Genomic DNA, 14,993 nt, shown 5'->3' with positions numbered 1-14,993 from the left:
ATGAAACAAATTTACATTTTGACCCTGAGTGTCTTTTTGCTGGGAGTCAGCTGCACCGAGATTAAAATAAATTCCTCCTCCATACCTGCTGATGGATTTGTAATTAAAGGCATTGCCAAAGGCCTTGCTGACAGCACCATGCTCTATCTAGAGGATGCTGATAATACGAGCCTTAATAGGTCGCTGGATTCTGCCATGGTGCTGGACGAAAAGTTTGAGCTAGCTGGTAAAATTGAAGTGCCAGTGTTGCATACGCTGCTAAAAACTAAGGATTTAAGTAATTATACCTTTTTCTGGTTAGAGAATAAAGAAATTATCTTCGAAGGAGAAAAGGGCAAGTTCAAACAAGCGGTCATTACAGGTTCTGAAACAGAGTCTGAAGACAAAATATTCTACTCCAATCTTCTGCCTATAAGAAAAAGCCAGGACAGTGTAAGGGTTTTGTTGGAAAACAAAACATCAACAAAGGAAGAGAAAGCAGATTTGAGACGTGTATTGCAAGAGCTGGATGAAGCGGAAAGACAGCGTTACATTAGTTACGTGCAGAGTAAGCCAAATAGTATCATCAGCGCTTACATACTAAGTGTATACAGTTCAACTTGGGGAAAAGCGAAAACCGATGAGCTTTTCAATGGCTTTTCGGAAGTAAACAAGCGTTCTAAGTACGGTAAAGCAATAGCAGACTACCTGCGGCTTAACAAAAATCCGAAGATAGGAGAACCGTTTGCAGACTTTTCGCAGCAGGCGCTTGATGGTACTACCGTTCAACTCTCAGACCTGAAGGGGAAGCTTGTCTTGCTTGAGTTCTGGGCATCTTGGTGCGGGCCATGCCGTGCTGAGAATCCAAACCTTGTTAAAACCTATTATAGTTATAAAGACAAAGGATTCGAAATTCTGGCAGTTTCGTTGGACGCAAACAAAACCCATTGGCAAAAGGCCATTGAGAAAGACAAATTACCATGGATACATGTAAGCGAACTGAACGGAGACAAAAACACAGCAGCTCTGATTTACGGCATAAATGGAATTCCTGATAACTTCCTCATTGGTAAGGATGGCATAATTGTAGGCAGAAACTTAAGAGGTGAGGAGCTAAATGAACGTTTAGCAGAAATTTTGGACTGAGGCCACATAATGCCATAGATTATAAGTGTTCTGTTTTGGCTGATTAAGCTCGTTTAGTGCATAAATCTCTATTCTGTAAAAAGCAAGCGCCCGGCATCACCGGGCGCTTGCTTTTTAATCAATATGCTCACTATAGTTAATCTACTATCACTACTACTTCGATACTCTGGCATCAGCATCCAGCAGGGTAAATTTCTTCACCTGGTTGCCAATGCGTATTTCAAATTCGCCGGCTTCGGTTACCTTCTTGCCCTCGCGGTTGGTATAGCTCAGGTCATCCGCAGTCAGGGTAAATGTGAGGGTTCTGCTTTCCTGCGGCTTCAAATTTATTTTCTCAAAGCGACGCAGGCGTTTCACGTCTGGAGTTATACCTGAAGCGTACAGGTCGGAGGTATAGAGGTGCACGGACTCTTTTCCTTCTCTGGCGCCTGTATTGGTTACTTTGATGCTCACCACAATTGGCTCGTCCATCTTAATGCTTTCTTTCACCGTCAGGTTTTCGTAGGCAAACGTGGTATAGCTCAGGCCATGGCCAAACTCGTACTGCGGATTGTAGTCGGCTTCATAGTTGTATACCCCTTCAGCTTTGCGTTGCTCTGCAGACGGCTTGTGTATGAATGGCACAAGCGCATTCGGGTAACGTGGGTAGTTGTAAGGCAGCTTACCCGACGGGTTCACATCGCCAAACAGCACATCGGCCAGGGCATCGCCTCCGAAGTTGCCAGGCTGGTAAATCTGTACGATAGCCTGCATTTGCTGCTCAAATTTGCTGATCACACGCGGACGACCTTCGTTCAGCACCAGAATGACCGGCTTGCCTGTCTGAGCCATTTTCTTAGCCAATTCTGTCTGTAAATCGGAAATGTAGATATCGTTGATGTTGCCTGGAGTTTCGGTAGATGTGTTTTCACCGAGGCAAAGGATGATCACATCAGCCTTTTTAGCGGCAGCCACAGCCTGCTCCATTTTGTCGGCGTATTCCTCGTAGTAAAAGCCATCCATTTTGTAGCTCACACCAGGCACAAAGTTGACATTAGCAGCACCAATCTCATTTTGCAGCGACTCTACAATGGTATTATACTTGCCCGCAAATTCCTCTACTTTCTCGCCCTGCCAGGAATAGGTCCAGGCACCGTTCAGGGTGCGCATGCTGTTGGCGTTCGGCCCGGTTACCAGCACTTTCATGTTCTTGCGAAGTGGCAACACGTTTTTGTCGTTTTTGAGCAAGGTGATCGACTCGGCGGCCATTTGGTAAGCAGCCTGCTCAAATTCTTTACTGCCAAATTTCGGGTAGTCTTTCGGATTGGTGGTTGGTTTCTCGAACAGGTTCAGGTTATGCTTCACGCGCAAAATGCGCCGTATGGCATCGTCTATACGTTCCTGCTTTACTTTGCCTTCCTTTACCAGTTCTACCAAACCTTCGCAGAACGGCTCATACTGATACGCGATCATCGACATATCCACACCCGCGTTGATGGCCATTGCGATGGCATCCTTCATGGTAGGGGCTACCTTATCGCGGGTATGCAGGTATTCTATATCACCCCAGTCCGTCACTACCAGGCCTTTAAACCCGAGCTCCTCTTTTAATAGTTTGGTGAGGATGTCAGGGTTGGAGTGCACTGGCACGCCATTGATGATGCCGGAATTGATCATGATGGTTTGAGAACCCGCCTCGATCGCCGCTTTAAAAGGAGGTAAGTGGTACTCACGCAGTGCTTCCTCCGGTATATAAGTAGGAGTTCGGTCTTTGCCGGATGTCGGTACCTGATAACCCAGGAAGTGCTTCATGCACGAAGCCACGTGCTCCGGATGACCAATATTATTGTCTTCTCCTTCGTAGCCATTGATCATCTCAAGGCCAAGTTCAGAAATCAGATAAGGATCTTCACCGAAGGTCTCAAACTGACGGGAGAAACGCGGGTCAGGGCCTATGTCCAGCACAGGGGAGAAGTTCCAGGGAATGGAGCTGGCGCGGGTTTCGTAGGCCGTGATCTCGGCGCCACGTCGCACAAGGTCACGGTTGCGGCTGGCTGCCTGTCCAATCTGTTGCGGGAACATGGTGCCACCGGCCGTGTAAGTTGCCCCATGAATCTGGTCCACACCATAGATCACAGGTATCTTCATACGGGTCTGGTTCATGGCCATGTCCTGTATCTGACTGATGACCGCATACCACTGCTCTGGGGTGCGGGCGCGGTTATTGGCTGTATTCAGGATAGAGCCGATTTTGTAATCAACCAGCGCCTTGCGCAACTCCACCATATCAAGCTCAAACGGCTCGAAACTACTATACCTGTTCTCCCCTTTACCCACCACGTCGAGCGTAATTTGAGCCATCTGACCGACTTTCTCCTCGAGCGTCATCTTGCTGAGCATGTCCTCTATTTTGCGGTCGACCTCGGAGAGTGGTGGCGCTGCCTGCACACTTGTCACCGTGGTGTCAGCAGGCTCAGCGACTGGTTTTGGAGTCTGGCAGTTAGCTAGCAGCAGGCAAGCCGCAAAAGCTGTCAGGGTTGTATTCTTTAATTTCATGCTGTATCAGTTTTGTAAACTTAATGTTAGACCTTGCTTTAGGGCGAGGTAGCTGTTAGTCAATTGGATTTGTTTCTTCTGGCTTCAGCCTGAGCAGTAATTCGACCTGCCTGGTAAAGCTGGATTGGTTCTTGACTCCTTGCGGGAATGAACAAAAATGGTTGGTCTTCCCGGTGCTGGCGGGTTTCCATTTTCGGACTGTTTTGGTTCGTTGCTTTACCATACATAAGTGCCTACTGCCCCTTTTGCGAGGCTGGTGGTAACAGATTTTCCATTAAACTGTATGTTGAAAGTTGCAGTGGTCTGGCCATCATTCAGCACAATCAGTACTTTATCACCGGTTGGAGTCCTGAAAGCCACATTAGGCAAGCCGTCCGTCATTGTAGAGCCTACTCGCACAGAGCCATCCCGCACAAACTTAGCGGCATGCGCTACCACGTAGTAGGCAGGATTGCGGGTTATACCTTTGTCAATGGTGATGGCGCCCAGACATTCAGTGCAGCCCCCTTTGGTATGCGGGTCCTGGTTGGCATCGGCTGCCAGGTTCCACTCCAGCACCGTTTTGCACCAGTTGCGGGTAGCACCGATGATCAGATTTTTGGTATGCCAATGCAAGTCCCCAGCTAGGTTGCCTGGTGCACCCACCCATTGTTCTGTGAAGTACAGATTTTTGTCAGGATGCGCTTCGTGTACCTGGCTCAGCGCATCAATGGTGCCTCCGTATAGGTGAAAGGCTGATCCGTCAATGTACTGTTTGGCTTCCGGGTCGTTGAGGATGCTGATCGGATAGTCTACACGGTCGGCATTGTGATCGTAGATGATGATCTTGGTATCGAGTCCAGCAGCCCTGAAAGCTGGACCGAGGCTTTGCTTTATAAACTGGGCCTGTTCAGGAGCCTGCATCAACAGACTCGGATTATTGCCGGGATGAAGCGGCTCGTTTTGTAGCGTGATCGCATCTATGCGAATACCTTCAGCCGCCATATCCTGCACATATCGCACAAAATACCTGGCATAGGCATCATAAAACTCAGGTTTCAAACTGCCGCCAATGGAGCTGTTATTGGTTTTCATCCAGGTAGGAGGGGACCAGGGCGAGCCCATCAGTTTGATATCCGGGTTGATGGCTAATATTTCCTTCAGCACAGGTATAAGATCGGCACGGTCAGGACCCAGGTCAAACTTTGCCATGGCAGGATCTGTCTGTCCGGCAGGCAGATCGTTATAAGAAAAAACAAAGCTACTCAGGTCAGAGGCTCCAATGCTGAGGCGCAGGTAGTTTACCCCAATACCATTGCCCTCTGTCGAGAAAAGCTCTTGCAGCAAATTGGCCCTATCGGTGGCGGACATCCGGTTCAGCAACATGGCGCTACCTCCTGTCAAGGTATAGCCAAAGCCATCCATGGTCTGGAAAGTCGCCGTGGTGTCTACCTCAATAGTAGGGTGCTGACTAGTGGCTGTTCCAAAACGAAGCGCTGCCGTCTGTTGCTTAAAGAGCACTGCATTAGCAGGGTCTGTCAACCAAAAGTCCACTTTGCCCGATCGGGTTTTCTCTGCTAACTCTCCTTCCTGATCGGCCTGTGACACTTCCTTTTTGCAGGAGAGCAACAGGGGCAAAACCAGTAAGAGCAGACAGGTCTTTCCAAATCTCATGGCGGCAAAGTGTTTCATGGGCAGTCTGGTTTTCTTAGTTTCTCAGGTATAGGTGAGGTTTCATAAGGCAACTGGTAGGTATAGCTGCTTCGCAGTTTACTTCTGTATCATCTTGTATACCCGCACGTAGTCAACTTCCATCGTCTGCGGATACACACTCGGATCCACACCCTGTGCTCCACCCCAGTTACCGCCCACGGCAATGTTCAACAGTAGGTGAAAGCGCTTGTCAAAAGGCCAGAAGTCGGAACCCTTGCCCTCGTTGATGAACTCAAAGACAGGAATATTGTCAATATAGCCTCTGATGGCATAAGGTGTCCAGTCCACGCGGTACAGGTGGAAAGCCGTGCTGGCAGTTTCTATGATCTTGCTTTTTCCTTTTTGGGTGTTTTTGCTGTGATTGTATGCCTCGGTATGCACAGTGATGTGCACATTGTTTTGGTCGTAGCCCACATGCTCCATCACGTCAATCTCCCCAGACTTTGGCCATCCGCCGTAAGCCCAGTCGGTTGGAAGCATCCAAATGGCTGGCCATGTGCCTCGGCCGGTCGGTAACTTGGCTCTGAACTCGAATCGGCCATACAAGAAGTCACCTTTGTTTTTTGTAACCAGCCTCGCAGAGGAGTACTCCCTGTTATCCGTGGTTTCTTTTCTGGCCGTGATCTTCAGCGTACCATCTGAAACATTCGCATTACTGATGTTGTCGGTATAATACTGCAGTTCGTTGTTGCCCCAGCCTGTGCCGCCAATGTCATAGCCCCATTTATCTGTATTTGGCTTACCATTGTAGTCAAATTCATCAGCCCAGACAGGCGAGCTTTCAAACTGCCAGTTGAGATCTTCTGGTGCTTTGGGCTTAGAAATGAAGGGCTGCGGCTCCTCCTTGCTAGAGGAGCAGGAGCACATCGTAAAAGAAAGGCAGTACGCTATGACTGCAAATATTATATGCATTGGTTTGATGGTGTAAGTGTAAAGCATGTGCTTTGTTCCCTATTGGAGTGATGTGGCGGGTGAGATAGTCTACAGAGTGAGTGGAGAGCAGTGAAAAAGGCAGCCAGGCCAACAGCGGAACCCGGCTGCTTTTAAGCATCACTACTACTACTACTACTATTCTAATTTAAAGTCATCGATAAAGAATATGCCAGGTATAAAGTGGCCTTCGCCGCCGATCTGGATCACGATTCTGTTCAGGTCTTTTCTGCTAGTGTAGGGCGAGAAGTCAAAGGTCAGTTCCACCCACTTATCCAACTGTGTTACTTCTTTCTTAATCTCTACCTGGTTTTCCCATGGCTGAGCAGCAGTGCCGTCCTGCAGTTTTACTGAAACCTGCTTCAGCATCGTTTTGATCGCCCAGTCATAGCCAGCCATGGTTGTGAAGTCGTTGTAGCTCGGCATGAACACTTTCAGCTTGAACACATTGCGGGTAGACAGATCGAAGTTGTAGCCATAGTCAGCAAACAGGTTAGCAAATGCGAAAGCTTCACCTTCCTGCTTCACGTACATGGCAACCTTAGGCGACGTGTTGATCGGGAGAGGGGCAGGGTTGTCGTAGCTCTCATTGAACATGAGATTGTCCTTCTTCCAGACCATGTTGCCGTTTCCGTCAAAGCTGTCGAACATGTTTTCCATTTTGACCTCGCGTGGTTCTACCGGGTGTTCAAATCCTTTCGGCACCAGGCGCAGCCACCAGGCATTGGCAGCGTTTGCATTATCTGCTGCTTTCAGGTATAGCTCGTTTTCTGAAAGCGAAAGAATTTCGTAACGCGATACACCTGTGTAGTAGCCAATGAAACCATTGTTGGAAAGTACCAGATACTTTTTGGCACCTTCTTCAGCAATGCTCCATGTCATGTTGGTCGGCGGAGTGTACGACAAGGTATAATCTGCACCCTGCGTAGCACCACCCAGTCCTGCTGCGTTTGCGCCGTTCACAAAGGTGTTTCCGTTATTTTTGTAGGTATAGGCGAAGCCGTTCAGGTTAAAGGTCATTTCGTCGTCATACAGACCTTCGGAGGCTTTGTCGTTAGGCGGTGCTGACCACCACTCTGGAGTTGCCGCCGCAATAGGTCCCACGCCCATGTGGCCTGCTTTATGACGATCGATTACCCAGGTTTTGCCAGTGGCGTTGGAAGCGCCCCCGCCTGTTAGCGTGTTATAGTCCTCTCTGTCCAGCATTGTCACATTCGTTTGGGCGATGTTGACGGTCTGCGTGTTGGAGGCGTGGCCACCGTTGGTGATCACGGTAAGCTTTACAGTGTAACTGCCTTCTACAGGATAGGCACCGCTCACCTGATTTCCCTCCGCAGAGTTCCCGTTACCGAAATCCCAGATAGCTTTGAAAGTGCCAGGTGTGGTGTTTGTGAACGTGATGATGTTAGGGTTGTCGGCTGTTGGAGTAGCCGTAAACTGTACCATCTCTGATTTTGGTGCTGGAGACAGCCCACCGTCTATTTCATCCGGGGTACAGCCTGTGTGGCTCACCGCCGTCAGCGCTATTGCCAGGTAAAAGCAAAGGCCTTTTATGATTTTATTATATCTCATGATCTTTTTCAGTTTTAGTATCTGCCTGTTATCTATACTCAGGGTTCTGAACCAGCTTGGTATTGATCAATTCGTTCTGCGGAATCGGGAGCACCTCATGCTTGCCTTCCACAAAGCCCATGGAGCCTAATACAGCGGCAGCTCTGCCGGTACGCACCAGGTCATAGAAGCGGTGACCTTCTGTTGCCAGTTCTAGTCTGCGCTCGCGGTAGATGTTTTCCAGGGTAGGAGCGACAGGAGCCAAACCTACACGGGCACGAACGGCATTGAGCAGTTCTCCGGCTCTGGTGCTGTTACCACCGCCCTGTACGAGTGCTTCCGCCTCCATCAGGTAAGTGTCCGCCAGACGGATCTCGATGTAGTTGTTCGGGTAGTTCAGGATGATATCGCCACCGCCTGTGCTTAGCCATTCTTTCGTAGGAGCGTATTTCTTCACGAAGTAACCAGTGTCATCAAAGCCAGGCTCGTAGGTGGCATCCGGTATGCTCTTGATATCAAGTACCGTGTGCTCGTAGCGTGGGTCACCGGTCAGGGCAGTTACCAAGTCTCTGGTAAGTGGGTTAAAGCCCCAGCCAGCTTCGTACGTTGGTCCTGAGTAGCCTCTTGGGCCAAACATCAGCACAGCGATATTGCCATCGAAATTTGGCCAGCTACCCCATCCAGCATTGCCAAGCGAAGTGTGCACGATCTCGAAAATATTCTCGCTGTTGAATTTATTGCCCGGGCTGAAGATGGCGCCGTAATCTTCCAGCAATCTGTAGCCATACATGCTCGTGCCACCCGGAGTACCATTTACGTCGGCCAGTTGTGTTGCTGCATCTGTCCATTTTTTCTGATAGAGGAATACTTTGCCTAACAGGGCTTTGCCTGCACCCTGCGTTACGCGTCCGCCTTCAGTAGAGGCAGGCACCGTAGTAGGCAGGTTAGGTATAGCCTCTCTCAGGTCTTTCTCTATTTGAGCGTATACCTGCTCTGGCGTGGCCTGTACCTGGTTAAAGAGCTCTGCGGTTTCGAGCGGAGCCGTGAACAGGGGCACATTCTTGAAAAGTCGTACCAGGTCGAAGTAGTAGTAAGCGCGCAGGAACTTCGCCTCCGCGATAAACCTTGCTGACATGGCCTCCGACATACCTGGCACGCCGGCCTCTACTTTGGAGAGGATCGTGTTGGCGCGTGATACGCCTCTGAAGTTTCTGTTCCAATACTCTTCCTGAGGTCCTATTGCCGGATTCAGGTTGAATCTGTTCCAGACCTGCCAGGTGTTCATGTCAGAAGGGCCGCCGCCGCCGGCGTGGGCGTCGTCTGAGGCGGCGTTCACTGCTCCAAAGTTATGGTAGGTGTTGCTTGCCTGCCAACCCAGCGGATCGTAAGCTGCCACCAGACCCGCATATGCCTCTTCAGGGTTTTTGTAGTAGTTAGACTCCAGAATGGTGCCTTTTGGATCTACATCCAGGAACTCGTCTTTGCAAGAGCTTATTAGTGGCAGGCCTAAAACGATGCATGCCATGTAGGTAAGATATCTCTTTTTCATATCGCTACGATTCTAAAAATCTGTCAGATTAAAAACCAATGTTAATACCAGCCATCAAGGTGCGAGCCTGTGGGTAGAAGGCGCGGTCAACACCCATGATGTTGCCACCAATTTCCGGATCGTAACCCGTGTAGTTGGTGAAGGTGAGCAGGTTGTTGGCGCTCACATAGAATCGGGCCTTCTGCAGCGATATTTTATCGGTTAGGCTGCTTGGCAAGGTATAGCCAATCTGGAAGGTCTTGATTCGGAAGTAATCGCCGTCCTCCAGGTAGAAGTCCGATGGGTTGGAGAAGTTGTTATTCGGATCGCTGGTGGACAGTCTTGGGTAATCGTTTGAGGTGCCTTCACCTGTCCAGCGGCCCAGTGCTCTTGTCTGCCAGTTGGCGTTCGCTACATCCAGTCTGCGCAAGCCCTGGAAGATCTTGTTGCCTGTCACGCCTTGTCCGAACACCATCAGGTCGAAGTTTTTCCAGGAAGCGTTGAACGTTAAACCAAATGTCCAGTCAGGCAGCGGCTTACCCAGCACCATGCGGTCAGCTTCGTTGATCACGCCATCGTCGTTTGCATCGACCCAACGGAAGTCGCCTGGTCTGGCATTAGGCTGTATCACCTGTCCGGCTGAGTTTACATAGCTGGCTACCTCTTCTTCGTTCTGGAAGATGCCGTTTGTCTTGTAGCCGTAGAAAGTGCCGTAAGGCTGACCCACAATCATGCGATTCAGACGGCCATTGAAGGTATGGATAGAAGCAGCGCCGTCTTCAGTGAACTCTTTGCCGCCTTCCAGCGAAAGAATCTTATTCTGCACATAAGAAGCATTACCTGTCAGGCCGAAATTGAAGTCACCTACCTGACGGTTATAACCCAACTCCAGTTCTATACCTCGGTTCTGCATGTCGGCGATATTAGCCACTGGGAAGCCTGTTGAGCCAACGTAGCCTGGTATTTCCAAAGGACGCAAGATTCCAGAGGTCTTCTTGTTGTACCAGTCGAATGTGAGGTTAATGGCGTTGAAGAGTGTGGTTTCAAAACCGATGTTTGTCTGGGCGGTTTCTTCCCAACGCAGGTCAGGGTTAGCCGGAGCATTCGGGCTGTAACCGATGGTATAGCCGTCAGGCCCAAAGGTATAGTTTCTGCCGGCGCCTACCGTAGACACGAAGGCAAAATTGCCAGTGTTGTCGTTACCTACTACACCGTATGAACCGCGTACTTTGAAGAAGTCCACAACCGGATTAGTTGGCCAGAAGGTCTCGTTAGAGGCAACCCAACCCAGGGAAATAGATGGGAAGTACCCATACTTGTTGTTATCACCGAATCTGGAAGAGCCGTCCCGTCTGATAATACCTGTGAGGAGGTATCTTTCCTTATAGTCATAAGTCACACGGCTGAACAGCGAGCTGATAGTATGCGCAATGTTGTCGTAACCATAAGCCGTGATGTTGGCAGTGGGTACCTGCAGGTTAAAGGATGCATCGCCAAAGTTAGTGGCAGGTATAGCATTGTATGACACACCCAAGCCGTCTACCTCTCCGTCTTTGTAGGCACCCTGGCCCAACATGATCGAGAAGTTATGGCCGCTGATAGCTCTTGCATAAGAGATGGTATTCTCAACATTGTAGTCCAGCACCATGTTCCGGTCGCGACTTCTGGCAGTCTGAGGGCTGGCAGTTGATGCATTGAGGTAATAGATAGGTCTGAAACTCTCACCACCCCAATAGGCCAGTTTTCCGCCTAGTGTAGAGCGCACACGCAAGCCCGTGATCGGCTCCACTTCCACGAAAGCATTACCTACTATGTTATCTGACCAGCCGTAGTTGCCCAGTTGCGTCTGTATATAGGCCAGCGGGTTTGTCATTTCCTGCTGCACAGTAGTAGAGATGCCGTAAGGGAAGCCCTGTGCGTTTCTCACAACAGGTTGTCTGTTATAAACACTTTCCGGATTGTTCAGGATGTTAGGATCTGTAATGAGCACCGGTGTAGTAGGATCGAGGTTAATGGCCGAACTCAACGGACCTCCAAACTCAGAGTTCGTGTTAAGGCCGCCTCTGCTTTTGATGTGGGAGTAACCCAGTGTCTGCCCGATTGTCAGCCATTTGGCCACCTTGTGAGTAGAATTAAGGCGGACGTTATGGCGCTCATAGTTCGAAATGGCTGAAGTAACTATACCTTCCTGGTCCAGATAGCCATACGATGCATAGAAAGTAGACTTGTCGTTGCCACCGCTCAAAGCAAAGTCATGGTTCTGAATAATGGCATTGTCGTTGAAAACGGTTGATTGCCAGTCTGTGCCTTCGCCTAATGCTTGCGGATCAGCATATGGTAACATGAACGGTTGACCAGGCTGCCAGCCATTGGCGTAAGCTTCGTTGCGCAGTGTAGCGTACTCAGTAGCGTTCAGCAGGTCCAGCTTTCTGACAGGAGCCTGAGTGCCCACATAAGCGTTATAATTAACTCTCATGCTGCCCTGACGACCTTTCTTGGTGGTTACCAGAATAACGCCTGCCGCACCACGTGTACCGTAAATCGCAGCAGAGGCCGCATCTTTCAGCAGTTCGATAGACTCTATATCAGACTGATTCAGGTAGTCTATGCCTCCGCTCACTACTACGCCGTCTACTACATAAAGTGGCTCGTTGCTGTTCAGGGTAGTAATACCCCTCACTCGAACCGTGGAGGCTGCACCTGGCGCTCCAGAGTTGGATGCTATCGTTACACCTGATGTTCTGCCCTGCAAGGCTTGCTCTACACGTGTGATCTGCTGGTTTTCGAGGTCGGAGGAGCGAACACTCGATATAGCGCCTGTTACGACGCTCTTCTTTTGTACACCATAACCAATCACCACGACTTCCTCCAGCGCCTTCGCATCTGTCTGCAGCACTATGTTGATGGTAGTGCGGTCATTTATGGGTACTTGCTGCTGCAAAAAGCCAATGTAAGAAACAACCAATACACCTCCCTCGTCGGGTACCGTGATAGAGAAGTTGCCATTTGCGTCCGTGACAGCGCCTGTACTTGTCCCTTTTAGAGAAACACTGGCCCCGATCAGTGGCTCACCAGTATCAGAAGTCACTTTGCCTGTAATTGTCTTGGCGTAGAACTTCTCTTTGTTCAGCCTTACCGTACCTGCCTTCTCAGCAAATGCAGAGTAGGGGATGCAGGTAGCCATGGTAAGACAAACCACAGATGTGTATAGATATTTTCTCATAAATTATTTGGTTAAATAATTAAACTCAATTTATATAGGTGAGAAATCGGTAATGACATTATTAAGGTATGGCAAAGCATGGACGAACAGGCAAGACGTACCTAGTTTGAAATTTGAACAGATAGTCGGAATTCCCGAAACAGAAGGCTTTACCACTTCAGTTACTTTGTGTTATAAGTTTAATTATGTTATTGATTAACCCATAAAAAGTAGGCACTACATGGTTACTTTTTGACTACGTCAAAACTACGTCACTATTATTATGTGTTTGTAAAGTATTGATTTTTAGCGAATAAACTATCTTTGTGTACTATTGCTAATTTGCGTTGACTTAGGAGTGAAGCTGATCTGGTGATTTTAAATTCGTAAAAAAAGAGGGATTTCGTAGGAGGGATTTGTCAAATCTGAGGAAGTCGGCAGGTTTTTTTGTGAAATTGAAAATCAACCGAAGTGCTGTTATAGGGATAGATTAACACGGGAATTGTATTTTTTTGCAAAACTGAAGGCGGCCTGCTACTAATAGCAGGCCGCCTTCAGATATAAATTTTCTGATTCCTGAATACTCACAACCCCTAAAAGGGTATCTATCCCCGCTGTATCAAAAACACAATATAGGCAATATAAATGGCCAAAAAGAGTATACCGTTCCACCGGTCAATCGTGTTCTTTTTGCCAATAGGGATCACCACCACTAGCAGCGTGCTGGCGAAGATCATCACCATAATGTCGGAGTTACTTACCACATTGAAGGGGAGGGGGTTGATCACGGCACTTATACCTAAGATCCAAAGCAGGTTGAAGATGTTAGAACCGATCACATTACCAATGGCGATGTCAATGTTCTTGCGGAAAGCGGCCATGGCAGAAGTGACAAGCTCCGGAAGAGAGGTGCCAATGGCCACAATGGTCAGACCGATGAAAGACTCGCTTAAACCAAATGACTGTGCAATGGATACAGCGCCGTCCACGACCCACTTGCCACCCAAGAATAGACCGACGCCACCTAGTACCATGTACATCACGGACTTCGGGATACTCATCATCGGTTCGTCGTCTTCTTCAATCACTTCGTCTTTGTTGGTCTTGGCGATGTTGTAGATGTAGGCCATAAACAGTACAAAGAAGAAAAGAAGGATGCCACCATCTACCCGGCTGATGAAAAGTGACGTTTTATCCCCAAAGAGCACTGCATTAGCCAAAAAGCCTACCAACAAGGTTGCAATCAGGGAAAAGGGAATCTCGGTGAGAATGGTATTACGCTTGATCGGGAGCGGACAAATAATGGCTGTTATACCGATGATCAACAACAGGTTGGCTACGTTGCTACCAAACACATTGCCTATTGCCAGTTCCGACTGCCCCTGCATACTCGACATAATATTGATGATCAGCTCAGGAAGCGACGTACCAAATGATACGACAGTCAAACCAACCACCATATCAGAAATATTAAAACGCTTGGCAACCGAAGAAGCTCCCGAAACAAGCATATCGGCACCTTTGATCAAAAACACAAAACCAAGTATAAAGAGTATGTATAGTAGCATAGGCAGGTAAGGGAATGTCAAAAAAAGAAAGGCTGTCTATACAACGACAGACAGCCTTCCACTATACTTTAAAGCGCGGCGAGGGGTTATGCCATGTTGTGGTAAACGGCCTGTACGTCGTCGTCCTCTTCGATCTTCTCTACCAGGTTTTCAATCTCCTCGGCTTGCTCGTCTGTCAGCTCCATGCGGGTGTTCGGCACACGCTGCAATTCGGCGCTGATCACGTTCAGTCCTTTCTCTTCCAGGGCTTTCTGCATCGCACCGAAGTCCGTGAAAGCAGTCTCCACGATGATCTCACCTTCGTGCTCGTAGATGTCTTCGGCACCAGCATCAATTAGCTCCAGTTCCAGTTCCTCAATATCAAGGCCCTCAGCGGCAATCTTAAAAATACCTTTGCGGGTGAAGATAAAATCCAGGGAACCGGTTTTGCCGACAGCACCGCCTGCACGTGAAAAGTAAACACGCATGTTGGCAATGGTACGGTTGAGGTTGTCTGTCGCGGTCTCTACCAGAATGGCGATACCGTGCGGACCGTAGCCCTCGTATACTACTTCTTCGTAGTCTTTCTCTTCTTTGGAAGAGGCACGCTTGATGGCCGCTTCTACACGGTCTTTCGGCATGTTCACGCCTTTGGCGTTGTTAATAGCCGTACGCAGGCGGGAGTTGGTTTCCGGGTTAGGGCCAGCCTCCTTTACTGCCATCACAATCTCTTTGCCGAGGCGCGTAAAGGCCTTCGACATCTTGTCCCAACGCTTAAATTTACGGGCTTTTCTAAATTCAAATGCTCTTCCCATAGTATCTGGTTACGTATATCTATTACAAATTTAGGGAGCTTACCTGTAAATTGGTAGAGCTGCCCGAA

At 48.9% G+C, this 14,993-nt stretch carries 9 protein-coding genes; 1 reads left to right on the top strand and 8 read right to left on the bottom strand.

The window, feature by feature from the left end:
- Nucleotides 1-1,125: a redoxin domain-containing protein gene (locus AC5FX6_RS13695; RefSeq protein ID WP_493597621.1), complete on the top strand. Its 1,125-nt coding sequence runs from the start codon at nucleotides 1-3 to the stop codon at nucleotides 1,123-1,125.
- 153 nt (nucleotides 1,126-1,278) lie between these two features.
- On the opposite strand, the gene AC5FX6_RS13690 is transcribed toward AC5FX6_RS13695, so the two are convergent.
- From AC5FX6_RS13690 to AC5FX6_RS13655, 8 genes are all read right to left on the bottom strand, one after another.
- A complete protein-coding gene (locus AC5FX6_RS13690) occupies nucleotides 1,279-3,660 on the bottom strand; it encodes a glycoside hydrolase family 3 N-terminal domain-containing protein (protein ID WP_493597620.1) in 2,382 nt (793 codons plus the stop codon).
- Between the two features lie 216 nt (nucleotides 3,661-3,876).
- A complete protein-coding gene (locus AC5FX6_RS13685) occupies nucleotides 3,877-5,331 on the bottom strand; it encodes a glycoside hydrolase family 30 protein (protein ID WP_493597619.1) in 1,455 nt (484 codons plus the stop codon).
- A 78-nt stretch (nucleotides 5,332-5,409) separates the two neighbouring features.
- On the bottom strand, nucleotides 5,410-6,291 hold the full coding sequence (locus AC5FX6_RS13680) for a glycoside hydrolase family 16 protein (protein ID WP_493597618.1): 882 nt from the start codon (nucleotides 6,289-6,291) through the stop codon (nucleotides 5,410-5,412).
- Between the two features lie 129 nt (nucleotides 6,292-6,420).
- Entirely contained in the window at nucleotides 6,421-7,854 is a 1,434-nt protein-coding gene (locus AC5FX6_RS13675) for a PKD domain-containing protein (RefSeq protein ID WP_493597617.1), read from the bottom strand.
- Between the two features lie 28 nt (nucleotides 7,855-7,882).
- Nucleotides 7,883-9,382, bottom strand: coding sequence for a RagB/SusD family nutrient uptake outer membrane protein (locus AC5FX6_RS13670; RefSeq protein WP_493597616.1), 1,500 nt, complete (start codon nucleotides 9,380-9,382; stop codon nucleotides 7,883-7,885).
- Between the two features lie 28 nt (nucleotides 9,383-9,410).
- Nucleotides 9,411-12,584, bottom strand: coding sequence for a SusC/RagA family TonB-linked outer membrane protein (locus tag AC5FX6_RS13665; RefSeq protein ID WP_493597615.1), 3,174 nt, complete (start codon nucleotides 12,582-12,584; stop codon nucleotides 9,411-9,413).
- A 584-nt stretch (nucleotides 12,585-13,168) separates the two neighbouring features.
- Nucleotides 13,169-14,131, bottom strand: a complete 963-nt coding sequence (locus AC5FX6_RS13660) for a calcium/sodium antiporter (RefSeq protein WP_493597614.1) — start codon at nucleotides 14,129-14,131, stop codon at nucleotides 13,169-13,171.
- A gap of 86 nt (nucleotides 14,132-14,217) precedes the next feature.
- Nucleotides 14,218-14,925 (bottom strand): YebC/PmpR family DNA-binding transcriptional regulator, encoded by a 708-nt coding sequence (locus AC5FX6_RS13655; protein ID WP_007655898.1) that lies wholly within the window; start codon nucleotides 14,923-14,925, stop codon nucleotides 14,218-14,220.
- Nucleotides 14,926-14,993: the final 68 nt, after the last annotated feature.

Source organism: Pontibacter sp. LHS2 (assembly GCF_058932845.1).
The sequence above is the reverse complement of the archived record's forward strand: the minus strand, read 5'-3'. Positions and strand labels throughout refer to the sequence as shown.

What these genes read in the sequence shown, in the direction of transcription:
- AC5FX6_RS13695 (WP_493597621.1), top strand. Translation starts at nt 1, where the DNA reads ATGAAACAAATTTACATTTTGACCCTGAGTGTCTTTTTGCTGGGAGTC.
- AC5FX6_RS13690 (WP_493597620.1), bottom strand. Translation starts at nt 3,660, where the DNA reads ATGAAATTAAAGAATACAACCCTGACAGCTTTTGCGGCTTGCCTGCTG.
- AC5FX6_RS13685 (WP_493597619.1), bottom strand. Translation starts at nt 5,331, where the DNA reads ATGAAACACTTTGCCGCCATGAGATTTGGAAAGACCTGTCTGCTCTTA.
- AC5FX6_RS13680 (WP_493597618.1), bottom strand. Translation starts at nt 6,291, where the DNA reads ATGCTTTACACTTACACCATCAAACCAATGCATATAATATTTGCAGTC.
- AC5FX6_RS13675 (WP_493597617.1), bottom strand. Translation starts at nt 7,854, where the DNA reads ATGAGATATAATAAAATCATAAAAGGCCTTTGCTTTTACCTGGCAATA.
- AC5FX6_RS13670 (WP_493597616.1), bottom strand. Translation starts at nt 9,382, where the DNA reads ATGAAAAAGAGATATCTTACCTACATGGCATGCATCGTTTTAGGCCTG.
- AC5FX6_RS13665 (WP_493597615.1), bottom strand. Translation starts at nt 12,584, where the DNA reads ATGAGAAAATATCTATACACATCTGTGGTTTGTCTTACCATGGCTACC.
- AC5FX6_RS13660 (WP_493597614.1), bottom strand. Translation starts at nt 14,131, where the DNA reads ATGCTACTATACATACTCTTTATACTTGGTTTTGTGTTTTTGATCAAA.
- AC5FX6_RS13655 (WP_007655898.1), bottom strand. Translation starts at nt 14,925, where the DNA reads ATGGGAAGAGCATTTGAATTTAGAAAAGCCCGTAAATTTAAGCGTTGG.